This window comes from Haladaptatus salinisoli, from assembly GCF_020614375.1.
GTDB classification, from domain to species: Archaea; Halobacteriota; Halobacteria; order Halobacteriales; family Haladaptataceae; genus Haladaptatus; species Haladaptatus salinisoli.
This window is the reverse complement of sequence record NZ_CP085327.1, coordinates 1,431,408-1,455,200: the sequence shown is the minus strand read 5'-3', so window position 1 is coordinate 1,455,200 and position 23,793 is coordinate 1,431,408. Positions and strand designations below refer to the sequence as shown.

Below are 23,793 nucleotides of genomic sequence, written 5' to 3'. Positions count from 1 at the left end.
TTCGCGTACTCCGTGATAGGACCTCGATTCGGAGGGGTGTCGTAAATGCGTCCGCGCCGTCCGAGTCGACGGCCGATAGAGGGGGTCCAGATTGCAACCGGCCGGTGCCGGTCAAGGACGGTGGTTTCCGACGGTCTCCAGGACGACGTCGTGGGCGGTTCCGTTCGAGGCCACGAGGTACTCGGCACCCGGTTTCCACGGACGACCCTCGGCGTCGGTGACGGTTCCGCCTGCGCGGGCGATGAGATGCGCGCCGGCGACGTTGTTCCACGGGTTCGGGTTGGTCGAAACTGCGACGTCGAGAGCGCCGCTCGCGACGTACGTCAGCGTGGTTTGCGACGACCCGAGGCGACGAACCTCGCCGAACCGCTCGGCGAACCCCCTCACCAGACCCGTCGACGGCTCGTCGGCGTCGAAATCGTGCCAGTCGATGATGCCCGCGGCGAACGTCTCGGCGTCGTCGCGTTCGCTGACGGACGCGGGCGTCCCGTCGACGGTCGCCGCGTTTCCGTCGACGAAGCTGTACGTCGTGGCGGCGGCGTTGGCGGCGACGTAGAGTTCGTCTAGCGCCGGCAGCGCGTTGACCGCGGCGACCGGTTCGCCGTCGCGAACGCACGCGACGCTCACGGCCCACAGCGGGAGGCCGCGAACGAACTCGAACGTGCCGTCGATGGGGTCGACGAGCCAAGCGGTTCCTTCGGCGGGGAGCGTCTTCCGCGCCGTTCCCTCCTCGGCGACGATTACGTCGTCGGGATAGTCGTCGCGGATGACCTCCACTATCCGCTCCTGAGAACCGCGGTCGGCCTTCGTGACGTAGTCCGTCGGGCCGGTCTTCGTATCGACGTCGAGGCGCTCCCGGAACCACTTCAGTCCGACGTCGCTGCCGGCCTTGGCGGCCCGCTCGGCGACGGACGCTCGCTCTGCCGGGTCGACGTCGGTCGGATTGGGGTCGCTCATCGGTCGTTCACCGGTTTTCGGGAAGTGGTTCGCTCGTCAACGCGCGTCGGTAGCGCTCCCACGTCGTCTTCTCCGGCGTCCAGCGGTAAATGTTCGACTCTTCACCCGGCGTCGTTCGGGGCCGACGAATCATCGGGCCGGCCGCGGCACGTTCCTCGAGTCGCCCGCTAGAAGGGATACTCCCGCCGCTCGTGTTGCAGGGATATCCACTTCTTCTCGGTGACCTCGTCGAGAATGTCGGTGCTGTTGTAGCCGCCCACGCCGGAGGCCTTCGTCCCGCTGAACGGGACGTGCGCTTCGTCGTTGACCGGTTGGTCGTTGACGTGGACCATCCCCGTGTCCATCCGCTCGGCGATCCGCAGGCCCGCGCCGACGTCGCGGGCGTGGACTGACCCGGAGAGCCCGTACTCGGTGTCGTTGTGAATATCGACGGCTTCGTCGATATCCGAGAAGGGGATGACCGGGGCGATCGGACCGAAGTGCTCGTGGCACGCCGCAGACATGTCGTTGGTCACGTCCGAGAGGACCGTGGGGGCGACGAGCAGCGAGTCGTCGACGCCCTCCATCGGGACGGTCTCGCCGCCGGTTTCTACGGTCGCGCCGGCCTCGACGGATTCGTCGACGTACTCGAGCATCTGGTCGCGCTGCGACTCGCTGATGATGGGCCCGACGACCGTTTCGGGGTCGTGGGCGCTTCCGGTCGGAAGCGCCTCGGCGCGCTCGACGAGGCGTTCGACGTACTCGTCGTAGATATCCTCGTGGACGATGTGGCGATTGATGGAGATGCACACCTGGCCCTGGTGGACGAACGAACCGAACGCGGCCGAGTCGACCGCCGCCTCCACGTCGGCGTCGGCGGTGACGACGTGTCCGTTATTTCCGCCGAGTTCCATCGCCGCCACGGAGAGGTTCTCGCTGGCGGTGGCGGCGACCCCCCGACCGACCGGAGTCGAACCGGTGAACGCGACGACGTCGCTCTCGGGGTGGCCGGCGACCCGGTCGCCGATTTCGGAACCGCGGCCGGTTACGACGTTGAGCAACCCGTCGGGGAGGCCCGCCTCCTCGTACAGTTTCGCCATGAGGAGTCCGCCGGTAATCGGGGTGTTGGTCGCGGGCTTGAGAACGACGGCGTTACCCGCGGCGAGCGCCGGGGCGACGGCCCGTCCCGAGAGGTTGAGGGGGAAGTTCCACGGCGAGATGACGGTGACGACGCCCTCCGGCACGCGTCGAACCAGATTCTCCTTGCCGGGAATGTTCGAATCGACCTGTTCGCCCTTCGCTCGACGCGGGAAGGTGGCCGCCTCCGCCGCTTGGTCGCCGGCGATTCTGACGGACGTCTCGCCCATGATTCGCGATCCGCCCGCTTCGTGAGCCAACAGGTCGATAATCTCGTCCTCGTACTCCCGGAGCAACCGTGCGAAGTTCTGCGCGACCCGTTCGCGCTCGGCGGGCGGTGCCCGTTCCCACTCCTTCTGCGCGGCGACGGCGGCCTCGTAGGCGGCGTCTACGTCGGCTTCGACTCCCGCGGGGACCCGGGCGATTTCCTCGCGCGACGACGGGTCCTCGACCGCGATTTCCTCGCCGCCCTCCGAGGGTACCCATTCTCCGTCGAGATAGAGCCTGTTCCAATCCGCCTCGAGTGAGAGTTCCGGTGCCATCGTCCTCGGTACGTGCCGACTACACAAAAGTCGCCGGGCGGGTCGAGTAGCGCGTCCCCGCTATCGGAGGGGGCGAATAGTTATTATAGAATCGTGCGTACTAGTGTCATGGGATCGACCGCGGGTTCACCTATCGACGACATCGCGTACCTCGCGCGGTCCGAGCACCGTGCTCCGACGCTCGTCGCTCTGACCGTCCGTCCCCGTAGCCGATCCGAACTCTGGGAGATGACCGGGGTCTCGTCGTCCACCATTCGACGGACGCTGAGCGAGTTCGAGGACCGCAATTGGATCCGTCGGAACGGGTATCAGTACGAGACGACCCCGCTGGGCGCGTTCATCGCGGACGCGATGGCGGAACTTATCGAACGAGTCGAAACCGAGCGGAACCTCCGTCACGTCTGGCACTGGCTTCCCGGCGAGGAGAGCGGGTTCACGATCGAAATGTGCGCCGATGCGGTCGTGACGGTCGCCGAAGCCGACAATCCGTACGGCCCCCTCCATCGCTTCCTCACGCTCCTCAGGGAGACGGATCGATTCCGGTTCGTCGGGTCCGACCTCGCCCTCCTCGAACCGTGTCGGGACGAGTTCTGCCAACGGGTCATCGACGGCATGCAAACGGAAATCATCGATCCGCCGAGCGTCGCCAGGTACATCCGCTCGACCTACCCGGAGCTGTCCGCCGAAACCCTCGCGAGCGGGAATCTCACCATCCGGTTGCACGACGACCTTCCGCCGTACGGAATCGGCATCTTCGACCACCGAATCGCGATATGCGGCCACGACCCCGACAGCGTAACCGTTCGCGTCTTGGTCGACACCGACTCGCCGGAAGCGCGCGAGTGGGCGGAGTCGGAGTACTCGTTCTACCGGCGGCAGACCCCGACGGTTCCGCTCGAAACGGTCATGGAGTTGTGACGCGAAGCGGCCGTGGTCGAATCCGCCGCTCTCGGCCCTTCCGATTCGAGCGTAGCGGATTATAGCGCCGTACCGCTGACGCCCCGGTTGGCGTCCGAATCCGACCGGCTGACGAACCCACCGTCTTGCAGCTAGCGGGGTTCTTCCACCCTCTACACGGACGTCAGGGGTCGCACGATTTTCACTAGTTGCCGATATGTTGGTCCCACCCGAATGGCTGCTCGCCGAAAGGCACAGAGTCATGGCTACAGAAACCCGTGCGGAAGACAACCCGATCGACGAACGGAAACTGAACGAACTCGTGGAAACGTCCTTGGTCGACCTCGGCGCGACGGTCCACGCCGCGCTGGCCGTCATCGGCGATGAACTCGGTCTCTACGCGGTACTGGACGACGCCGGGCCGCTCACGTCCGCCGAGCTAGCCGAGAAAACGGACACGGCGGAGCGTTACGTCCGCGAGTGGCTGCGCTCGCAGGCCGCCGGCGGATACGTGACCTACGACCCCGAGACCGACCGCTACGGCCTCTCGCCCGAGCAGGCGTTCGTGTTAGCCGACGAGGAGAGTCCGGTGTTCATGCCGGGGGCGTTCCAGTTGGTCGCGTCGGCGACCAAGATCGAGCCGAAGCTCGAGGAGGCGTTTCGGACGGGCGAGGGCGTCGGCTGGCACGAACACGACGAGGACGTGTTCCACGGCACCGAACGCTTCTTCGGACCGGCCTACGGGGCCAATCTGATGGACTGGATCGCGGAACTCGACGGGGTGGACGCCACGCTGAAAGCGGGAGGGCGCGTCGCCGACGTGGGCTGTGGACACGGCGCACCGACCATCCGCATGGCCGAGGCGTACCCCGACTCGTCGTTCGTCGGTATCGACTACCACGAGGAGTCGATAGCGGTGGCGCGCGAGCGCGCGGAGACCGCCGGCGTCGCCGACCGCGTCAGCTTCGAGGTGGCGACGGCGAAAGAGTACGAGGGAACCGACTACGACCTCGTAGCGATGTTTAACTGTTTTCACGACATGGGCGATCCCGTCGGCGTGGCGGCTCACGTTCGGGAGACGCTCGCCGAGGGCGGCGCGTGGATGATCGTCGAACCCTACGCCGAGGATCGGGTCGAGGACAATCTCACCCCGTTCGGCCGCCTCGCGTACTCGATTTCGACGGTGGCCTGTACGCCGACCTCGTTGAGTCAGGAGGTCGGCTACGGACTCGGCGCGCAAGCGGGAGAGGAACGGACCCGCGAAGTCGTCACCGAGGGCGGATTCACGCGCTTCCGCCGTGCGGCCGAGACGCCGACCAGTATGGTCTTCGAAGCGAAGCCGTAGTGTCACGCGAGAGCGGTCGTACCTCGACCGGTGTTATTCGGGCGACCGCGAGACGCCGACGCGCTATCGCGCGTCCCCGCGTCGCCGTTCTCGAAGCTCGTCGGATGTGAGAGACGGTTCTCTGTCGGCTCCGACCCGCAGCCAGTGAGCACCGTCCACCGTCTGCGCGGACGTCAGCGGTTGCCGGTGCGCCACGAGTTAGCTATCTAACGCTCGGCCTCGCATCGTCTCACGCCGGGTGACAAAGACTACCATGGCATCAGCACACAAACTCGATTGCGAGGCGGCGGCGTCCGATTGCCGGTTCATCATCCAATCGGAGAACGAAGAAGAAGCGGTCGAACTGGCCAAAAATCACATGAAAGAAGTCCACGGCCGAGACTACACGGACGAGGAACTCCGGGAGGAACACCTCCAGGTCGTTTGAACCATGGCTACCGAACGACAGGTCAACCACGGCGTTGACGTCGAACGACTCGGGGAGTTCGCAGCGCGCGCGGCCGAGAACCCCGACGAGGTTCGGCTCGGACTCGGCGCACGCTCGACCTACGAGGGGACGTGCGCCCACAGCCTGGCGAAGATGGACTCCTACAGGCTCGGCGACGAGACCATCGCGCGCGATACCCGGGAGTACACCATCCAGTACGGCGGCTGGAGGGAAGTACTGGACGCGGGCGGCTGGATCGGCCCGACCGACCGAATGGAACCGATCGAGGTCGCGCTCTCCGCGCTCGCCTCGTGCATCAACGTCGGCATCACCATCAACGCCGTCGCGAACGGCGTCGACGTCGAACGCCTCCAGACTCGGGTTCGAACCGACTGCGATCCGGGCGTCCTCTTCAGCTTGGCGGACCTCGGAGAGGCCGACGCCGTCTTCGAGAACCTGACCGCGGAAGTCGAAATCGAGAGCCCGCATCTCGACAAGGATCAGGTCGACGAGTGGGCGCGGCGCGCACCGGTCTACACGCTCGTCTCGCTCGCCCAGGACGTCCAACTCACGGTGAACACCCCGGCCGAGGTGGCGGCCGACGACTAACGAGGTGACGACGAATGGCACGACCACTCGACGTCGAACGCCTCGAACGGGCGGTCAAGAGCGTCTATCGAGACGTCGCGGAGGCCCCGAACGAGGAGTACCACTTCGAGATGGGTCGCCCGTTGGCGGAACGTCTCGGCTACCCGGCGGGCGTTCTCGACCGAGTTCCCGCGCGGGCCACGGAGTCCTTCGCGGGCGTGGGATACCACTTCGACCTCCCCGACTTGCGGGAAGGGGACGACGTGCTCGACCTGGGGAGCGGTTCCGGGACGGACGCGTTCGTCGCAGCGTTACGGGTCGGGGACTCCGGAAGCGTGACCGGACTGGACATGACCGACCGACAGATCGCGAACGCGCGGAAGCTGCGCGACGAGGCGGGACTGGACAACGTCTCCTTCGAGCGGGGGTACATCGAGGACGCCCCGTTCGAAGACGGAGCGTTCGACGTCGTCCTCTCGAACGGGGTTATCAACCTCTCTCCGGACAAAGAACGGGTGTTCGGGGAGGCGAATCGGGTTCTCGCGCCGGGCGGACGGCTCGCCGTCTCCGACATCATCAGCGAGAAACTGATGCCGGAGAGCATCAAGAACAGCGAGGACCTGTGGGCGGCCTGCATCGGCGGGGCCGAGCAGATCGACCGCTACACGGCGCTCATCGAAGCGGCCGGATTCGAGGTGGCGGAGGTCCGGGATAACGCGCAGTACGAGTTCGTCTCGGAGTCGGCCGCGAACGCGTGTCAGAAGTACGGCGTGAAGAGCATCTCGCTCGGCGCACGGAAGTGATACCTATGGCAACAGATCAATCAATCGCAAGTGAACAGCAGCAACGGGTCGATATCGAATCGCAGCTACGGAACGGCTCCCTACTGATGGCGCTCGCGGGCGTCGCGTTCGTCGGATACGGAATCGTCTTCCTCGCGTTGAACTTCGTGGGGGGCGGCTTCGAACTCGGGGTCAGTACACTCGGCGGGATGACGAAAGCCGAACTGAACCCGACGGTCGCGTACTACATCAGCCACCTCCACGTCGCCACCGCAGCGTTCATCATCTCGACGGGGATCGCGGTCACCGCCCTGTCGTGGTACGGCGTGCGCCAGCGGCTCACCTGGGCGTGGGCGACCGCGGTCGTCGTCGCCGTCACCGGCTTGGCGCTCGCGTTACCGATGCACTACACGGCGGACGCGTTCGCCCACGACTGGGTGACCCACCTGGGTCCCATCTACGCGGCGACCGTCGTCTTCGTCGTCGGCGTCGTGATGGCGTATCGCGGCTTGAACGCGACCGAGCGGTAGCGTGCGCCCGACCGAATCGCGGATGGTCTCCGTATCCTTCGTCGTTTTGCACGGCGGCCCCGTCCTCGAACTTACGGCGCTCGAGTACCTACTTCGCGTCGTCTTCTCCCTGCTCGCCGTGGGCGGTATCGCCGTCGTCGTCTTCTGGGGGCTCGAAGTCATCGGTGCCGTCCGCTCAGCGGTCGCGGAAAAACGGGGGCGGTGAGACGAACGGCGGTCGACGTCCCATTCGTTTACGCGACGGTCGCCGAAATAAAACCGCTCGCATGGGCGGCTAAACCGTTTTCCCCCCGACGGCGGGGAACCGTACATGGAGATTACCGGCGTCGACCAGTACCACCTCGCACGCAACTTGGACGGTTCCTTCGACCCGACGTGGGTACCGGGGTACCCGCAGAGCAGACACGAACTCGAACTGTTCGAGATCGAAACCGACGCCGGAATCACCGGCGTTACGGCGAGTCCGAGTTTCCCCGGCGGAATCGATTACGGCGACACGCTTCGACTGCTCCTGCTCGGGGAGAATCCCCACGACGTTTCGCGCATCCGCCGAAAACTCGCCTCGCTCGACCTCCTCGGTCCGCGGCCGTGGCACGTCGAAGTCGCCCTGTGGGACATCATCGGAAAGGACGCCGGTAAGCCGATTTACGAAGTTCTCGGCGCAATGAGCCGGGAAATTCGGTGCTACGCAAGCACCGGCGAGGTGAAATCCGCCGAGGAGCGCATCGAGTACGTCGAAGACCGCCTCGCCGACGGGTTCGAGGCGGTCAAACTCCGCATTACCTCGCGCGAAGACATCGAAATCGTCCGGCGGGTACGCGAGGCGTTTCCCGACCTCACGCTCATGGTCGACGCGAACAAAGGCTGGGCGGTGCGCGCCGTCGGCGAGGAGGAGCGGTGGTCGTTCGCCGAAGCGCTCGCGGTCGCGCGCGACCTCGAACCGCTCGATATCGCGTGGCTCGAAGAACCGCTACCGCGTCACGACTACCGAGGGTACGCCCGACTGCGCGAGCGGACCGACGTTCCCATCGCGGGCGGCGAGTTCAACGACGGCCCTCACGAGGTCCGGGAACTGCTGCGTCACGGGGCGGTGGACGTCCTCCAACCCGACGCGATGCTCGCCACCGGGATTCAGGAGGGCGTCAACATCGCGGCGAGCGCCCGCGAGCGAGGCGTTCGGTTCGTGCCGCACACGTGGACGAACGGCGTCGGACTCGCGGCGAACCTCCACTCGATGACCGCCGCGCGCTCGCCGTGGTGCGAGTTCCCGATAGAGCCCCCTTGGACGGCCGAGGTGCGCGACTTCCCCCTGACAGAGACCATCGCGGCCGAAAACGGGGCGGTCGAAGCACCCTCCGAACCGGGCCTCGGCGTCGAAATCGATCGGAGCGTCGTCGGGCGTTGAGTCTCGACGGAAACCGAAGGACGGTGTTCGGTGCGAGGAACGACTCCGGGGGAGGATGCCGACTCGATACGTTAGCGAGTCGGGACTTCGACGCCGTGCGGATTGTCGAGGGGGTCACCCGCGAGGGGGATGTCCCAGTATTTCTCCGCGTCCACGTCCGCGATGGAGCCGTCGGCCATCGCTTCGAACGTCGCCAGGAAGCCGACGGTCGTCGCCTGAACCATCCGTCCGATACCCTGCTGGCCCCGGTCGTCGGTCTGTCCGGTCACTTCGTAGAGAAGCCCGGCCGCGCCCGTCCGCGGGCAGACCGTATCGAGATACGACCCCCACAGCGGATAGTACCCGTATCGGGTGACGCTGTCGAAGACGCTGTTACCGCGCTCGGCGAGCGCCTCTTCGACGAGCACGTTCAGTTGGAGCGACCGCTCGCTCGTCTCCGCGTCGACGAACGGGTCGACGACCTGCTCGACCGGCGCGTCGGGGTCGTTGAAGGGGGACCGGTTTCGGTACGCCGGGCCGTACGCGGGCATCACGCTCATGACGGTCTGTTTCGACGGTCGGTTCCCGTCACCGGAACCGGGGTAGAGGTACCGGCCCTGATGGTGGTGCGTGATTGCGTAGTCCGGGTCGGCACGGAGCGCGGAGGCGGCGACCGCGCGAACTTCGGGCGAGAGCATGAGACCGCTACTTCGTAGCGTGTATCCCTCGTACTCCACGTCGTAGTACCGCTCCCGGGACCACGACGCCGTCTGGTCGTCGATCGCGTCGGCGTCGAGAGCGACGTTAAAATCGCGGTTCATGTCGTACCCCGGCGGCGCATCGTCGGGAACGGCGTAGTGGTAGTACGGTTCGTACTTCGAGTCTCCCGACTGCCACGCTTGCGTGTTCGTCCGGCGGCCGATCCACTCCCGTCTCCCGTCGGCGTCGATGTCGTACTCGAACATCGCCCCGTCCGGATTCACCCTCGGAACGATGGTGAACGAGAGCCCGTCGAGTAATCGCTCGACTCGGCGGGAGTTACCGAACGCGAGTTCGCGAATCAACTCGAGGGTAACCTCCGTCCCGACCGGTTCGTCACCGTGAATCTGGTTGATGAGGTGAACGCTCGCGTCCCCGTCACCGACGGTAACCTCCCAGAGCGGATCGCCACGGCCGGCCGACCGTCCGATTTCGGCGAGCGCGATGCGGTCGCTCTGCCGGTCGATTTTCTTCAGTTGGGCCGTGAGTTCCTCGTTCGAGTGGAAGGCGTTGAGATTGTACGCCTGCTCGTTGCCCGGCCACGGCCCTCCCGGCCGGTAGTCCCCGCGACGGTCGTTAGCGCCGTTTCCGACCGCCGTACCGGTCGGAACGAGGCCACCGAGTGCAATGCTCGTCGCTTTCAGGTAGGTGCGTCGACGCATACTCCTACGTGATTCTACTCCCGCTAATTATTTTCCCAAACGGTCAGAATTGGATACGGTCGATGGATGATATGGTAAATGTCGTTAGCATTCTGAAGGTTGATCGTTCGGCGATTCACTAACCGGTGTCAGAGCAGAATCCGGAACGTTCCGTCTCGTCCTGCTCGCCGTCTTCGGTGAACTCCCGAGCAAGCTCTTCGACGACGAGGTACGGATTCTCGTGGGCGTTTCGACGACTTCGGTCGACGGAGAAGCGGTCGCAGAACAGAACGTGACCGGTAGCGTGTTCGCGACTGCTGACGTCTCCGTCGTCGGGGTCGATTCGCCACGCGGAGACTCCCGTCTCCTCGGGAACCGCCGATTCGACGACGAACGGGACGACGCGGTCGGCGTCCACCGCGCTCGTCATGCGGATGATATCGCCCTCGGCGAGGTCGGCACGTTCGTTCGAGACGACGTGATTACGGAGTTGGAACAGTCCGCCCCTTCCGTCCGTCCACAACCACTCGGCGAGCACGGCTTCGGCGGCATCGTCGATTTCGTCGGCGTCGACGTGAGCGGTCAGGACGGAGCGAACCGCTCGGACGAACGCCTCGTGGAACTCGTCGCTGTGATAGAGTTCGTGCGCTGTCGCGGCGATCGTTTCGAAATCGGACTCGCTCCCCGCGAACTCGTCGCGACGGTCTAAGAGCACCATCGTCCATCACCCTTCCCGGCGGGGTCGGCGAACCGGACTCCGACGCGAGTCGGTCGGCGAGCACGCTCGACGGTTGCTCGCGGACCCGCATCGCGGGACGTTCGCCGCGCAGTTTCGCCCCGGCCGGCGGTGCGGTCATCGGTCGCCGACGCGTCGGGGGTCGGCGAACTACGGGTGTACTCCAGCGGATCGTCGGCGTCGGACTTCGGTTCGATGTCGTTATTTGTATTCGTTGGTTCGGTCGACATTGCTTTGGGTAGTCCGAAGCGCGGTCGCGGTGTTGCAGCACCGTGGCCCGGCTTTTCGGCCGTCCGCGCCTCTCACCGTAGTCTACGGGTGGCTCCCCTCTAACGGTGTCGACGCGAACTGTCTCTGCTATCGATAGGACCAGAACGCTCTCGCCGACACTCGACGGGAAATCGGTTAAAATTTGGACGGGGCGCGTCCGGAATGTGTCGCCCCATCGGCTAGCTGTTGACGGGCCCACGAACCGCTAAAATCGAGGCCCACCGAACGCTGGCTCGTGCCTTCGATAAACGGAAACCTAGCTACGAACCTCGCCCCGACCACGGCTAGACGGATGTCCCTCGACGAACGACGCCACGAACCTCGGTTTCGATGATCCGGCCGCAGCGTTCGGATGCTCACCTCTCCGTCCGCGGGATTATTTGGCGAATTCCCCACCGAATTAGAAAATACTCGAAAGAACCCGCGAAGATACGTACTAATAACTAACACTGCCGGGGAGGTGGAAAAGGTATGCGAGCATTCAAGTCCCGGTCGATAGCCTTGGTTCTCACGCTGGTCGTCCTCGCAAGTCCGGTGAGCAGCGCCGCCTCCCATCTCCCCCAAGAACCGGTGGGTGTGAACGAGAAGCGCGCGGCTTCCTTCGGTTCGGTCGTTCAAAATAATACCACCGCTGGCGACCAAAAATCGTCCTACGGGGACCCGGATCAGGACGTACTCGGGTGGGAGGACGGCGTCTGGTACAACGAACCGATCGAGGTGAACAAGGACGACGGCCTGACGAAGCGTGAACGACAACTGTACGTCGCTCAGATCAAGGCCCGCGTCGAGCATCTCCGGCAACTCGAGTTCGAACAACCGGTTTCGATCGAGACGATTTCACCGTCAGAGTACCGCACCCGAACGGGCAACCAGCTCCAGTTCTACAATCAATCCGGGGTCAGCGAGTGGCAAAATCAGGTCTGGGAAGCACTGTTTATCGTCGACGAACCATCGAATTTCGGAAGCGAGTACGCGGCGACAGTCGGTTCGACCACTCTCGGCTTTTACGACCCCTCTACTGACACCATGGTTCTACCGGAGTCCGACGAGGGGAACCAGTACAACGACGTAGTTCTTGCTCACGAGTTCACCCATGCGTTGCAAGACCAGCACTTCGGCATCGGGCTCGCTCGCTATTATCGGCACATCAATACTTGGGACGAAGTACTCGGGGAGCAGGGATTGAGCGAAGGTGATGCGACCTACATTCACCAGCAGTACTTGGCGCGCTGTGGCAACATCTGGAAGTGCCACGAAACGCGGAGTCTATTCGATTACTCGAATAACGTTAGCAATCTAAATATCGGTCTCGCTTTGTACGGATTTCAACCGTATTCGGACGGCCCGGTTTACGTTCAGGAGCTCCTCCATTCCGGCGGATGGGAGGCCGTAAACGAAGCGTACCGACACCCGCCGAGGACGAGCAAGCGGATCATTCACCCGGCACAGGAGTCGACCAATACGACCGCACCGCTATCGTTCACGGACACGTCCCGGAACAACTGGACGACCTATCGGAACGCGGCCGTGAGTCAGGTCTGGGGAGAAAACGGATCGGATACCGTCGGAGAAGCCGGGATCTACACGATGTTCTGGTATCAAAGTCAGCGTCACGAGGAGAACGTCATCGACCCGAGATCGAACTTCGTGCCGGAGCAAAGGGGGTACGATTCGTTGAACTATACGAGCGCCCCGTCCGAAGGATGGGTAAACGACCGACTCATCCCGTATCAAAACGGGGCGAAACGAGGCTACGTTTGGCTCACGAAGTGGCGAAGCTCCCGAGATGCGCGCCAATTCCACCGGGCGTATCTCGAACTCCTCGGTCTCAACGACGCTCAGCGCGTCAGCGATAACGTCTGGGTGATCTCGGACGGCGGCTTCGCCGACGCGTTCTACGTCGTTCGTGACGGAAGAACCGTAACGGTCGTGAACGGGCCAACTCCGGAGGACCTCACCGAAATCCGTCCCGGCATCAACGCTAGCTCACGGAACTACTCACGGTAACGGCTCGCCTCAGTGACGGGGGCTCGACTTCTATCTGTTACCGAGGATTGTAACGGAGCCAGACGCACGACGGCAGCGACCCCGTCTAACAGTTGGATGGTCACGCCAACCCCAATTCTACCAACCGACCGCCCAACTGCGAAAATGACCGATACAGCCGCTCACGATCGTGAAACCGGTGGTACAGAATCGACCAAAATCCGGATGGGCCCTGTCGGATTCGAACCAACGACCACCCGGTTATGAGCCGAGCGCTCTAACCAGACTGAGCTAAGGGCCCGCTCGGCAGTCGATAATCTACGGCGCCTCTTTAACGTACCGGGTTTCGGCGACTGCGCGGGGACCCGAGAGAAGCGCCGCCGCCAGGGCTCGAACCTGGGACAACCTGGGTAACAACCAGGTGCTCTACCAACTGAGCTACGGCGGCTTCCGACTGCATCAGTCCATAGATGGAGTTCTTTGATAGGGCTTTCGTTTTCCCCCGGCGGCATCGATACGCTTTCCCGCGTTCGTGGAAAACCATCGCGTGATGGAACGCTTCGAGGATGTCGTCGCGGCGGTTCTCGAACGGGTCGAACCGGACGCCGACGAGCGAGCGCACCTCCGACGCGTCGGCGACGAACTGGTGGAGCGAACCGAGGAAGCGGTCGCCCGCCTGCCGGTCGAGGCCGACGTGAAGCGGGTCGGGAGCACCGCCCGAGGGACGTGGGTCAGCGGCGACCGGGATATCGACCTGTTCGTCCGATTTCCCCCCGACGTCGACCGCGCGACGCTGGAATCCTACGGGTTGGAAGTCGGCCACGCGGTGCTTCCGGACGGGCACGAGGAGTTCGCCGAGCACCCCTACGTCAAAGGCGAGTTCGAAGGGTTCGACGTCGACCTCGTCCCCTGCTACCGCGTCGAGTCGGCGTCGGCCATCCAGTCGGCGGTCGACCGCACCCCGTTTCACACGCGATACCTCGAAGCGCGGTTGGACGACGAACTCGCCCGCGAGGTGCTGCTGTTCAAGCAGTTCTTGAAGGGTATCGGCGCGTACGGGAGCGACCTCCGGACGCGGGGATTTTCGGGCTACCTGACCGAACTCCTCGTCCTCGAATTCGGCGGCTTCCGCGACCTGCTCGAAGCGGCGGCGGAGTGGCACCCGCCCGTCCGCTTCGACCCGGAGGACCACGGGACGCGGTCGTTCGACGACCCGCTGGCGGTCGTCGACCCCACCGACCCGGAGCGCAACGTCGCCGCCGTCCTCTCCGCCGAGAACGTCGCGCGGCTCCAACACTACGCCCGCGACCTGCTCGCGGAGCCGCGCGAATCGCTCTTCTTTCCCGACCCGCCCGCCCCGCTCGCGCCGGCCGACGTCCGCGAGTTCGTCGCCGAGCGCGGAACCGCGCCGGTCGCCCTCCGCTTCGACGCGCCGGACGTGGTGGACGACCAGCTCTACCCGCAACTTCAGAAGTCGCTCTCGGGCGTCGAGGACGTCCTCGACCGGCGGGGATTCGAAGTCCTCCGGGCGGAGCTGTTCGCGGACGACGCGGCGGCGCTCTTCTTCGAACTGGCGGTGGCGGAGCGGCCGACGGTCGAGCGCCACGACGGACCGCCCGTCCACGTGCGTTCACACGCGGGCGGATTCTACGAGAAGTACGCCGATTCCGACGCCTACGGTCCCTTCATCGACGGCGACCGCTACGTCGTGGAACGAGAACGGGAGTTCACGACCGCCGTGGAGTACCTCGAAAGCGACGCCGTCTTCGACGCCGCGCTGGGGGTTCGCGTCGAGACGGCGATGGCGGACGGGTACGAAGTGCTCTCCGGCGACGAGGTCGGCACGCTGGCCGAGGAGTTCGGCGTCGAACTCGCGCGCTACTTCGACCCGACACCCTGACCGACGAACCGCGCTCGTCCGCCGGGCTCCGCCGGAGAGCAACATACATACGAGGAGAGCGTACATCTCCCGCAAGTGAGCACGATATGACGCCGTCCGAAGGTGACGACGCGTCTTCCGAAGTCGCGGCGGTCGAGGATACGGTGTTTCGACGCCTCGTACAGCAGACGACGGACGCCGTCGTCATCGCGACCAGCGACGGCACCATCGTGTTCGCGAACCGCGCCGTGGAGGACGTGTTCGGCTACGCTCCGACGGCGCTGGAGGGCCGCGAACTTACGACGCTCATTCCCGAACGCCTCCGTCAGCGCCATCGTGCCGCGTTCGAGCGGTACGTGCGAACCGGCGAGCGGACGATCCCGTGGAACGCCATCGAGCTACCCGGCCTTCGGGCCGACGGCACCGAGATTCCGCTCTCGATGTCGTTCCACGTCGACGCCGAAACGGACGACCAGCGGTTCATCGGCGTGCTACGCGACGTCTCCGACCGGAAGCGCATCGAACACCGCCTGGACGAGAAGACCGAGCATCTGGACGAGGTGTTCGACGCGAGTCCCATCGCCCTCTCCATTCGCTCGGCGGACGGCGCGGTTCTCCGGATGAACGAGCGCGCCGCCGAGTTGGTCGACATCCTGAGTGCCGCGGAGGACGTCGCGGACGAGACTCGGATCTACGGCCCAGACGGCGAACTCCTCACCGCCGCCGAACTCCCGTTCAACCGCGTGGTCGAGTCGGGACGCCCCGTCCACGACGTCGAGTTCTACGTCGACGGGCCGACCGACGAACGACGCTGGTTCATCGTGAACGCGAAGCCGGTTCACGGCGACGACGGGACGGTCACGCAGGTCATCACGGCGGGGAAGGACATCACGCAGGTCAAACGCTACCAGCGCGCGCTCGAACGCCAGCGCGACGATCTGGAGCGGGAACTGAGCGAGGTGTTCGACCGCATCGACGACGCGTTCTACGCGCTCGACGACGAGTGGCGATTCACCTACGTGAACGAACGAGCCGAGCAGTTGCTCGGACGCGAGGAATCTGCGTTACTCGGTCGCGTGGTCTGGGAGACCTTCCCGGACTCGCGCGGGACGAGAGGGTACGAGGCGTTCCACCGAGCGGTCGAAACCCAGGAACGGGTGACCTACGAGGAGCGGTGGTCTCCCCTCGACGCTTGGTTCGAGGTTCACGTCTACCCCTCGGAGAGCGGCGTTTCCGTCTACTTCCGCGACATCACCGACCGCAAGGAGCGCGAGGGGGAACTCAAACGCGACGAAGCGATGCTCGAAACCGTGCGCGACGGCGTGTACGCGCTCGACGACGACGGGCGGTTCGTCGCAGTGAATCGAGCGTACGCGGACATGACCGGCTACTCCCGCGCGGAGTTGCTCGGGTCGAAAGCGACGATGGTGACCGGCGAAGACGCCGCCGCGGAGTTCGAGCGCGCGCAAGCGCACCTCGAACGTAGCGACGAGGACGTCGTCACGGTTGAAGCGACGCTCGAAACCGTCGACGGCGACTACCTCCCGACCGAGGTTCGGGTGTCGCTGTTTCCGCTCGAAGACGGGCGATACGGAAGGGTGGGCGTCGTCCGCGACATCACCGAGCGGAAGGAACGCGAGCGGGAAATCCGCGACAAGAACGAACGGTTGGAGAGCTTCGCCAGCATGCTGGCCCACGAGTTGCGCAACCCGCTCTCCATCGCGAAGGGGTATCTGGGGTGGGCGTGGGAGGAAGGGTCCGAGTCCGCCTACGAAGAGGTCGACCGGGCGCACGACCGGATGGAGGAGATGATAGAGATGCTGCTGTTCATGGCCCGCGGGAGCGCCCCGGTCGCCAACCGCGAGGCGGTCGACCTCGCGGACGCCGCGGCCGACGCGTGGGCCGCCATCGACGCCGAAACCACCGACGCCGCGACGCTGGACGTCGCGACCGAACGGGTCGTCCACGCGGAGCAGACCCGCATCGAACAACTTCTGGAGAACCTGTTCCGGAACGCCATCGAACACGGCGGAGAGGACGTGACCGTTCGCGTCGGTGATATCGACTCGACGGACGACTCCGCCCGCGGCTTCTACGTCGCCGACGACGGGGCGGGGATTTCGCGGACGAAACGCGAGACCGTGTTCGAGGCGGGCTACACGACGCGCCGCGACGGCATCGGTCTCGGACTCACGTTCATCGCTCAGATCGCCGACGGCTACGGCTGGACGTACGCCGTCACCGAGAGCGAGGCGGGCGGCGCGCGCTTCGAGTTCACCGGTCTCGGCCCCTCCCTCGAACGACGCTGACGCCGCCTACCTCCGGTAGTCCGCGCCTACGAACGGGTCCCGGCATCCGCGCACCTCGAGCGACGAGTCGAAATCAGGCGCATCGGGGCTATTCGCGCGCGATTTCGACGAAAGTCGCGTTCCGAAACCCGTCCAACCACCAGCGTTATATGGGTGGTGTGCCTTACCATAGCACGTATGGCCTCCGCACCAACCGGCAACGACGAGTCCGTTTTCGACCAGTTCCTCGCCGACCGCGGTCACGAAACCGAACGAGTAGACTGGGAACCGGAGTACAACAAAAAGCAGTGTCCGGAGTGCGGCGGACTGCACGACCTCTCGGCGAGCGAGTGTTCGGTCTGCGGGTGGCATCCGTAGACGCGCTCGCTCCGTGGAGGGCGTCGAAGGCGCTCTCCACGCTCACAACGCGGTGATGATACCGGCACCGACGACGACCAGCGTCGCGCCCGCGACGATTCCGCGGGTGACCCGTTCCACGTCCCGGAGCAGGAAGTACGCGAAGACGGTCGTGAACAGCGGCGCGGTTCCGGTGAGGGGGTCGACGATGGCGACCCGCCCGTCGGGGAGCGACAGCGCCGCGAACAGCGACAGCAGCGCGACGGCGGTGAGCACGCCGCTCGCGGCGAACAGGCCGTAGGTCTCCCGCGGCGCGGCGAGCACGTCCCGGCGGTTCCGCGCGACGGCGTACCCGAGGAGCGCGACGAGCGCCGCCGTCTCGTTCAGCGCGACCGCTTCGAGCGGCGTTGCCCGCGTCGTCTCCAGTCCGAACCGTCGGACGACGTTACCGACCGCGAACGCCCCCGCGGCCGCCAGCGGAAACGAGAGATCGCGGGGTTCCCACCCGCCGAGGTCGCCGCCCTTCGCCAGCGCGAGCACCGCGAGTCCCGCGACGAGGACGACGATTCCGACGGCGGTGGCGAGCGAGACCGGTTCGTCGAGCGCGGCGACCGCCAGCACAGTGGCGAAGAGCGGCCGCGTGCTGATACCGGCGCTGTTGACGCTCGCGCCGACGCGCCGGACGCCGCCGAACGCGGCCAATCGGCCGACCGCGGTGCCGACGAATCCCGCGAAGAGGAAGACGCCGACGGTGGCCCGCGAGAGGTCGGCGAGCGGGTTCGTCCCTTCGAGAGCGACGAGGGCCACCCAGAACAGGGTCGAGTCCACGACGACGACGATCAACGACGCTTGGAGCGAGCCGCCTCCGGCGGCCATTCCTCGCTTCGAGACGACCGGTTCGAACCCCCAGAGGACGGCGGGAACGAGCGAGAGGAGGTACACTTCGACGGGGAGCGCCATCACGGGGGATTTTCGGCCGAGGGCTTAACTTTCGTTCGAGTCGATGTCGATAGACATATACTGTAATATTGTGAACCGTTCGCGGGAGGGAAAAATGCCGGAGTGTCAGAACTGTGGTTCGTTCGTAACGGCAGCCTACGCGAGAGTGTTCACGCCGCCGGGGACGGAGAATCCCCGCGTCTGTCCCGACTGCGAGGATAAGATTCGGGACGGTGCCGAGATACGCACCGCGCGTTCGCCGCGCGGCACCTGAGCCGCGAAAATATCCGCTTCGATTCACGTCGTTTTATACGTCATTAGCCCCTGAGGTGGTGTAATGACCGCGCCAACGGCGGAGACGGACGCGAAAGTAACCCGGTTGTTCGGTGGCCCGGGTAGCGGGAAGACGACCGAACTGCTGGACCGAGTGGAGGAGATTCTCGCCAGGGACGGCGTCACGGTGAACGACCTCCTCGTCGTTTCGTACACCCGCGCAGCCGCGAACGAAGTCCGCGAACGACTCGCGGAGCGACTCGACGTCGACCCCCGCTCCCTGCAGGGCAACGTCTGTACGATGCACGCGAAGGCGTACGAACTGCTCAACCTCTCGCGCGGCGACGTGGTCGGCGAGAAGCACAAGAAGGAGTTCTGCGAGGACTTCGGACTGGAGTACGAGGACGAGTACAGCGGCTCCGGTCGCCGAACCGCGCGTTCGACCACGCTCGGGAACAAGATAATCGCCACCTCGCAGTGGCTCCAGCGCACGCGCCGACAGGTCGCCGACTGGTACGACGTTCCCTTCCAGTGGGACGTGGAGACGGTTCGACTCCCGCCGGACATCGATCCGAACGCGCAGGAAGGCAACAAGTACACCCCGACGTGGCCCAGCAGCGACGACCGGTTCGACGTTCCGGAGGCCATCCGGGCGTGGCGAGCGTACAAGGGCGACGAGGGACTCGTCGGCTTCGCCGACATGCTCGAACGGGTGAAACAGCGCTCGCTCCTCCCGAGCGTCGATTACCTCATCATCGACGAGTTTCAGGACATCACGCAGTTACAGTTCGACATCTACGAGGAGTGGAAACCCCACATGAAGAGCGTCCTCATCGCGGGCGACGACGACCAGGTCGTCTACGCGTGGCAGGGCGCGGACCCGAAACTGCTGCTCGGCGAGGGCGGCGAGGACGTGATTCTCGACACCTCGCACCGACTTCCCTCCCGCGTTCTCAAGGTCGTCCAGAAGGAGGTCAGTCACATCGAGGAGCGACAGGAGAAGAACCTCAAACCGCGCAAGGAAGGCGGCGTGGTGGAGGCCGTCACCGACCCGTCGATGCTCGACCTCGTGCGGAACGTCCGCTACACCATCCGCGAGTTCGACGGCACCGCGATGGTGCTGTTCCGCGCCCGCTACCAGATGTTCCGGTTCGTCGACGAGTTCATCGACGAGGGCATCCCGTTCAAGACGCTCACCGACCAGCGGATGTGGACCGACCGACTGAACCAGTACGTGGACGCCGTCGAGCAGATAGACGCGGGCGAACCCATCGACGGGTTGCAGGCGCGCAGACTCGCGGACATGCTCGCGGATTCGACGTTCGGGACGAACGAGCGCGACGAGATGTTCGACGCCATCGACGAGCGCAAGGAGAGAGAAGGCGCGGACGACCTCACCGAACTGGAGTTCGAACCCGACTTCGTGAAGAACTTCGCGCCGTTCATGCCCGGTCCCAAGTCGGCGTCGGACATGGTTCGGAAGGTCACGAGCTACCAGAAGCGCTCCATGGACGCCTACTTCAACGGGAAGTACCGGGACATGGACCGCGACCGCCTCCGCATCGGCACCATCCACAGCGCGAAGGGCCGCGAGGCGGACCACGTCTTCGTCGCCACCGACCTCACCGAGAAGGTCGTCGAGCAGATGGCGGCGACGGTCGAGAACGAAGGTATCGACGTTCCCATCGACGGGGAGTTCACCGCCGGAACCGACCCCGTCCCCATCCTCACCGACAACGAGCGCCGCGTCTTCTACGTCGGGATGAGCCGCGCCCGCGAGCGACTCGTGATAATGGAGAACCTCGTCAGCGGCGCGCCGACCCTCAAACTCGACGTGCTGTTGTTCAACGAACCGAACGGGAAGTCGGTCGAGGACATCCTCGACGAGAAGGACGGGGAAGTCGAAGAGGTCGAAGCGAAGTAGGCGGGTCGAACGCCGTTCGTTTCCGTTTTCCGATACCCGTGCATTGATACCGTCCCGCAGAGCAGTGGGTCGCATGGCGACCACGGAACGGGAATCCGAATCGGCGTACGACGAACTGCTCGACCGGGTGAAACGAATCTCGAACGTCGGGAACGCGACCGGCGTCCTCTACTGGGACCAGCAGACCAAGATGCCGGAGGGCGGGACGCCCGCCCGCTCGAAACAGCTCTCGGCGCTCCAGTCGATTAGTCACGAACTGCTGACCGACGAGCGCACGGGCGAACTGCTCGAAGAACTCGAACGCGAGGCGTTGGACGACGAACGGGCCGCCGTGGTGCGGGAGGTTCGTCGCCGGTACGACCGCGCCGTCGACGTTCCCCGCGAACTGGTCGAGGAACTCGCCGAGACGTCGAGCGAAGCCCAGCGGGCGTGGCGCGACGCGAAAGCGGACGACGAGTTCGAGACGTTCGCGCCCTACCTCGACCGACTGCGCGAACTCCACGTCGAACGCGCGAACCACATCGACCCGGACGAGGATCCCTACGAGGTCATGTTCGAGGCGGGCGAGCCGTACCTCCCGCTCGACACCGTGGAGCGAATCTTCGACGAACTCCGCGAGGGGCTGGTTCCCCTCGTCGAGGACATCCAGGAGAACGGCGCCGACATCGCGGGCGACGCCTTCTCCGGAACGTTCGACGCCGAGACGCAGGAAGCGCTCTGCCGGGACGCGCTCGACCTGCTCGGCTACGACTGGAACCGCGGTCGTCTCGACACCGCGCCCCACCCGTTCATGTCCGGCACGCAGTTCGACGCGCGGGTGACGACGCGGTACAACGAGGACGACCCTCTCGACTCCCTCACCGCGACGATACACGAGTTCGGGCACGCGACCTACCAGCTCGGCCTGCGGGACGACGCCTACGGAACGCCGCTCGGCGAACCGCGGAGTTCGGGCATCCACGAGTCCCAATCGCGGTTCTGGGAGAACCACGTCGGGCGGACGAAGGCGTTCTGGGAGCTGTTCCTGCCGACGGTGCGCGACCGGTTCCCGGAGACGGAGGACGTGACGGTCGAGGAGGCGTACGAGGCGGTCAACCGTGTGTTCACGGATAATCTGATTCGCGTGGAGGCGGACGAACTCACCTACCACATGCACATCATCCTCCGGTCGGAGATAGAGCGGGAGTACGTCGGCGGCGACCTCGACGTGGACGAGATTCCCGGTCGCTGGAACGAGCTGATGGACGAGTACCTCGGCGTCGTACCCGAGACGGACTCGGAGGGCTGTCTGCAGGACATCCACTGGACGAGCCGGTTCGGCGGGTTCCAGAACTACACCGTCGGGAGCGTCTTCGCCGCCCAGCTCTGGGCGACCATCGAGGAGGAACTGGACGACCCGACGGAGCTCGTTCGCGAGGGGAACTTCGACCCCATCCGCGAGTGGCTGACCGAAAACGTCCACGAACGGGGACAGAAGTACACCACCGACGAACTCATCGAGGAGGCGACCGGCGAACCGCTGACCGCCGACTACTTCCTGGAGTACGTGACCGAGAAGTACTCGGACATCTACGACCTCGACTAGGGTTCTATTTCCCGATTTCCGACTCTCCCCCGCCCCGAGTCGCCGCTACTCCTTCTCGTCCTCGGTTTTGGCGACCTTCCCGACCACCTTCTGCGCCGCGCTCGCCGGGACGTCGGTCGGCGTCGTCAGCCACTCGCGGAGGACGACCATGAGGACGGCGACGACGACGAACGCGCCGCCGAAGAGCGTCTGGCCCGCGAGCAGGCGTTCGATACCGAAGAGGGCGATGGGGATGGCGAACACCAGCGTCGCCGCCAGACTGATGGTGTCGAGGATTCCCAGTTTCATGCCGTCCCGTACCCGGCCGCCGACCAAAAGTCCGCCGCCACGGACCGGCGAAAACGTGACCGCCCCCCGACGCGGTTCGGACGATTCGGAACGGTTTTCAACCCCTCGGCGTCACAGTTCCGTTATGTTTACCGGAATTGTTGCGGAGGCGGGCGAAGTGCGCCGCGTCGAAGACGCGGACGGCGGTCGGAGACTCGTCATCGCGGCTGACGAGGCGCTCTCGGACGTGGAACACGGCGCGAGCATCAGCGTCAACGGGGCCTGCTTGACCGTCGAGCGGTTCGACGAAGAGACGTTCGAGGTGTTTCTTGCGAGCGAGACGGTGGCGAAGACCTACCTCGGGGAGATAGCGGAGGGCGACGCCGTCAACCTCGAACGCGCGCTCCGGGCGGACGCCCGCCTCGACGGGCACTTCGTGCAGGGTCACGTCGACACGACGACCGAGGTCGTGGACGTTCGGCAGGTCGGGGAGGACTGGGAGTACGAGTTCGCCGTACCCGAGGGGTACGGGAAGTACATCGTGGAGAAAGGTTCCGTGGCGGTGGACGGCATCAGTCTCACGGTGGCAGACAGGGGGGAGGACGCCTTCACCGTCGCCGTCATCCCGACGACCCGCGACGTGACGAACCTCTCGGAGAAGGAACCCGGCGACCCTGTTCACCTCGAAGTCGACGTGCTGGCGAAGTACGCCGAGCGACTGCTCGCGGAGTAGTTCGAGACCCGACAAAAAACGAGGCCGTTCGATTTCGAGTCAGTTCACGGGCGACTCGACGACGCCCAGTTGTCGGAACATCCCGAGCGTATCGGGCATCACCCATCGCTCGGCTATCTTCCCGTCCTCGACGCGGGTGAAAACCGCGTTCTGTACCTCGAACGAGTTTCCGGTCGGCTCGATTCCCATGAACTCACCCTCGTGCGTACCCCGGAGCGTCACGCGCATGGCGACCGTGTCGCCCTCGGCGACGGCGTCCTCCACCGTCGCCTCGAAGTCCGGGAACGCGCCGATGAAACTCCGAAGCTGTTCCTCGGTCGCTTCCCTCCCCGTCGCGGGCTCCCCGAACGGTGCGTGTTCGACGCAGTCCTCGGCGTACACCTCCTCGACGAGGTCGAAGTTCCGTTCCGTGGCTATCTCTTCCGGGACGCGACGCGCCAGTCGCTTGTTCTCCTCGGTCGTTTCTGTTGCCATCGTAACCCCCCTTTTTCAGCGTTCATCTCGACGCTCCTCGACATCCCCCCCGTCAGCACCGATAACGCTAGCTTCGTATTCGACGCCGCACACGATAGTCGTATCGTACGACGC

At 65.0% G+C, this 23,793-nt stretch carries 24 protein-coding genes and 2 tRNA genes; 16 read left to right on the top strand and 10 right to left on the bottom strand.

All coding sequences use genetic code 11. From position 1 onward, the window contains the following. Nucleotides 1-111: 111 nt before the first annotated feature. On the bottom strand, nt 112-957 hold the full coding sequence (locus tag LIX00_RS07960; protein ID WP_227352657.1) for an inositol monophosphatase family protein: 846 nt from the start codon (nt 955-957) through the stop codon (nt 112-114). A 167-nt stretch (nt 958-1,124) separates the two neighbouring features. Next, nucleotides 1,125-2,615 carry an aldehyde dehydrogenase family protein gene (locus tag LIX00_RS07955; RefSeq protein WP_227352655.1) on the bottom strand — a complete coding sequence of 497 codons (1,491 nt, stop codon included), beginning with the start codon at nt 2,613-2,615 and terminating at the stop codon, nt 1,125-1,127. 108 nt (nt 2,616-2,723) lie between these two features. On the opposite strand from LIX00_RS07955, the gene LIX00_RS07950 reads away from it, so the two are divergent. The 8 genes from LIX00_RS07950 (at nt 2,724) to LIX00_RS07915 (ending at nt 8,589) form a co-directional block, all read left to right on the top strand. Then, nucleotides 2,724-3,533, top strand: coding sequence for a helix-turn-helix transcriptional regulator (locus LIX00_RS07950; RefSeq protein WP_227352653.1), 810 nt, complete (start codon nt 2,724-2,726; stop codon nt 3,531-3,533). 241 nt (nt 3,534-3,774) lie between these two features. Beyond that, entirely contained in the window at nt 3,775-4,857 is a 1,083-nt protein-coding gene (locus tag LIX00_RS07945) for a class I SAM-dependent methyltransferase (RefSeq protein WP_227352651.1), read from the top strand. Between the two features lie 253 nt (nt 4,858-5,110). Beyond that, nucleotides 5,111-5,284, top strand: a complete 174-nt coding sequence (locus LIX00_RS07940) for a DUF1059 domain-containing protein (protein WP_227352649.1) — start codon at nt 5,111-5,113, stop codon at nt 5,282-5,284. Between the two features lie 3 nt (nt 5,285-5,287). After that, nucleotides 5,288-5,893, top strand: a complete 606-nt coding sequence (locus tag LIX00_RS07935) for an OsmC family protein (RefSeq protein ID WP_227352647.1) — start codon at nt 5,288-5,290, stop codon at nt 5,891-5,893. Nucleotides 5,894-5,907: 14 nt separating this feature from the next. Then, nucleotides 5,908-6,675 (top strand): methyltransferase domain-containing protein, encoded by a 768-nt coding sequence (locus tag LIX00_RS07930; protein WP_227352645.1) that lies wholly within the window; start codon nt 5,908-5,910, stop codon nt 6,673-6,675. Nucleotides 6,676-6,680: 5 nt separating this feature from the next. Further along, nucleotides 6,681-7,184 carry a hypothetical protein gene (locus tag LIX00_RS07925; RefSeq protein ID WP_227352644.1) on the top strand — a complete coding sequence of 168 codons (504 nt, stop codon included), beginning with the start codon at nt 6,681-6,683 and terminating at the stop codon, nt 7,182-7,184. A 1-nt stretch (nt 7,185) separates the two neighbouring features. Beyond that, nucleotides 7,186-7,389 (top strand): hypothetical protein, encoded by a 204-nt coding sequence (locus LIX00_RS07920; protein ID WP_227352642.1) that lies wholly within the window; start codon nt 7,186-7,188, stop codon nt 7,387-7,389. 105 nt (nt 7,390-7,494) lie between these two features. Continuing rightward, the gene (locus LIX00_RS07915; RefSeq protein ID WP_227352640.1) at nt 7,495-8,589 is read left to right on the top strand and encodes a mandelate racemase/muconate lactonizing enzyme family protein; all 1,095 of its coding nucleotides are present in this window, start codon (nt 7,495-7,497) and stop codon (nt 8,587-8,589) included. A gap of 71 nt (nt 8,590-8,660) precedes the next feature. On the opposite strand, the gene LIX00_RS07910 is transcribed toward LIX00_RS07915, so the two are convergent. The 3 genes from LIX00_RS07910 to LIX00_RS07900 form a co-directional block, all read right to left on the bottom strand. Next, nucleotides 8,661-9,989: a M14 family zinc carboxypeptidase gene (locus LIX00_RS07910; RefSeq protein ID WP_227352638.1), complete on the bottom strand. Its 1,329-nt coding sequence runs from the start codon at nt 9,987-9,989 to the stop codon at nt 8,661-8,663. A 118-nt stretch (nt 9,990-10,107) separates the two neighbouring features. Further along, nucleotides 10,108-10,686, bottom strand: a complete 579-nt coding sequence (locus LIX00_RS07905; RefSeq protein ID WP_227352637.1) for a hypothetical protein — start codon at nt 10,684-10,686, stop codon at nt 10,108-10,110. Further along, nucleotides 10,674-10,934 carry a hypothetical protein gene (locus LIX00_RS07900; RefSeq protein ID WP_227352635.1) on the bottom strand — a complete coding sequence of 87 codons (261 nt, stop codon included), beginning with the start codon at nt 10,932-10,934 and terminating at the stop codon, nt 10,674-10,676. The genes LIX00_RS07905 and LIX00_RS07900 overlap by 13 nt, the downstream gene beginning before the upstream one ends. A 511-nt stretch (nt 10,935-11,445) precedes the next feature. On the opposite strand from LIX00_RS07900, the gene LIX00_RS07895 reads away from it, so the two are divergent. Then, nucleotides 11,446-12,981, top strand: a complete 1,536-nt coding sequence (locus tag LIX00_RS07895) for an Hvo_1808 family surface protein (protein WP_227352633.1) — start codon at nt 11,446-11,448, stop codon at nt 12,979-12,981. 205 nt (nt 12,982-13,186) lie between these two features. On the opposite strand, the gene LIX00_RS07890 is transcribed toward LIX00_RS07895, so the two are convergent. Both LIX00_RS07890 and LIX00_RS07885 read right to left on the bottom strand, forming a co-directional pair. Then, nucleotides 13,187-13,261, bottom strand: a tRNA-Ile gene (locus tag LIX00_RS07890). Nucleotides 13,262-13,335: 74 nt separating this feature from the next. Further along, nucleotides 13,336-13,408: transfer RNA gene (locus tag LIX00_RS07885), tRNA-Asn, on the bottom strand. A gap of 102 nt (nt 13,409-13,510) precedes the next feature. Between LIX00_RS07885 and cca the strand changes: the two genes are divergently transcribed. The 3 genes from cca to LIX00_RS07870 all read left to right on the top strand — a co-directional run bounded on the left by cca (nt 13,511) and on the right by LIX00_RS07870 (nt 17,505). Then, nucleotides 13,511-14,860 carry a CCA tRNA nucleotidyltransferase gene (cca, locus tag LIX00_RS07880; protein WP_227352632.1) on the top strand — a complete coding sequence of 450 codons (1,350 nt, stop codon included), beginning with the start codon at nt 13,511-13,513 and terminating at the stop codon, nt 14,858-14,860. An 86-nt stretch (nt 14,861-14,946) separates the two neighbouring features. Then, on the top strand, nt 14,947-17,148 hold the full coding sequence (locus LIX00_RS07875; RefSeq protein WP_227352630.1) for a PAS domain-containing protein: 2,202 nt from the start codon (nt 14,947-14,949) through the stop codon (nt 17,146-17,148). 177 nt (nt 17,149-17,325) lie between these two features. Beyond that, nucleotides 17,326-17,505, top strand: coding sequence for an HVO_0416 family zinc finger protein (locus tag LIX00_RS07870; RefSeq protein WP_227352628.1), 180 nt, complete (start codon nt 17,326-17,328; stop codon nt 17,503-17,505). A gap of 42 nt (nt 17,506-17,547) precedes the next feature. Here the strand turns inward: LIX00_RS07870 and LIX00_RS07865 are convergent, their stop codons facing one another. After that, entirely contained in the window at nt 17,548-18,444 is an 897-nt protein-coding gene (locus LIX00_RS07865; RefSeq protein WP_227352626.1) for a DMT family transporter, read from the bottom strand. 94 nt (nt 18,445-18,538) lie between these two features. On the opposite strand from LIX00_RS07865, the gene LIX00_RS07860 reads away from it, so the two are divergent. From LIX00_RS07860 to LIX00_RS07850, 3 genes are all read left to right on the top strand, one after another. After that, entirely contained in the window at nt 18,539-18,697 is a 159-nt protein-coding gene (locus LIX00_RS07860; RefSeq protein WP_227352625.1) for a DUF7563 family protein, read from the top strand. Nucleotides 18,698-18,760: 63 nt separating this feature from the next. Next, nucleotides 18,761-20,620, top strand: coding sequence for a UvrD-helicase domain-containing protein (locus tag LIX00_RS07855; protein ID WP_227352623.1), 1,860 nt, complete (start codon nt 18,761-18,763; stop codon nt 20,618-20,620). 73 nt (nt 20,621-20,693) lie between these two features. Beyond that, complete coding sequence (locus tag LIX00_RS07850) at nt 20,694-22,205, top strand: carboxypeptidase M32 (protein WP_227355647.1); 1,512 nt, start codon at nt 20,694-20,696, stop codon at nt 22,203-22,205. 45 nt (nt 22,206-22,250) lie between these two features. Here LIX00_RS07850 and LIX00_RS07845 read toward each other — a convergent pair whose 3' ends face one another. After that, nucleotides 22,251-22,493 carry a DUF7533 family protein gene (locus LIX00_RS07845; protein WP_227355646.1) on the bottom strand — a complete coding sequence of 81 codons (243 nt, stop codon included), beginning with the start codon at nt 22,491-22,493 and terminating at the stop codon, nt 22,251-22,253. A 124-nt stretch (nt 22,494-22,617) separates the two neighbouring features. Here LIX00_RS07845 and LIX00_RS07840 point away from each other — a divergent pair, with 124 nt between their 5' ends. Continuing rightward, nucleotides 22,618-23,205 (top strand): riboflavin synthase, encoded by a 588-nt coding sequence (locus LIX00_RS07840; protein ID WP_227355645.1) that lies wholly within the window; start codon nt 22,618-22,620, stop codon nt 23,203-23,205. Between the two features lie 39 nt (nt 23,206-23,244). Here the strand turns inward: LIX00_RS07840 and LIX00_RS07835 are convergent, their stop codons facing one another. Then, a complete protein-coding gene (locus LIX00_RS07835; RefSeq protein WP_227355644.1) occupies nt 23,245-23,679 on the bottom strand; it encodes an ester cyclase in 435 nt (144 codons plus the stop codon). Nucleotides 23,680-23,793 lie beyond the last annotated feature (114 nt).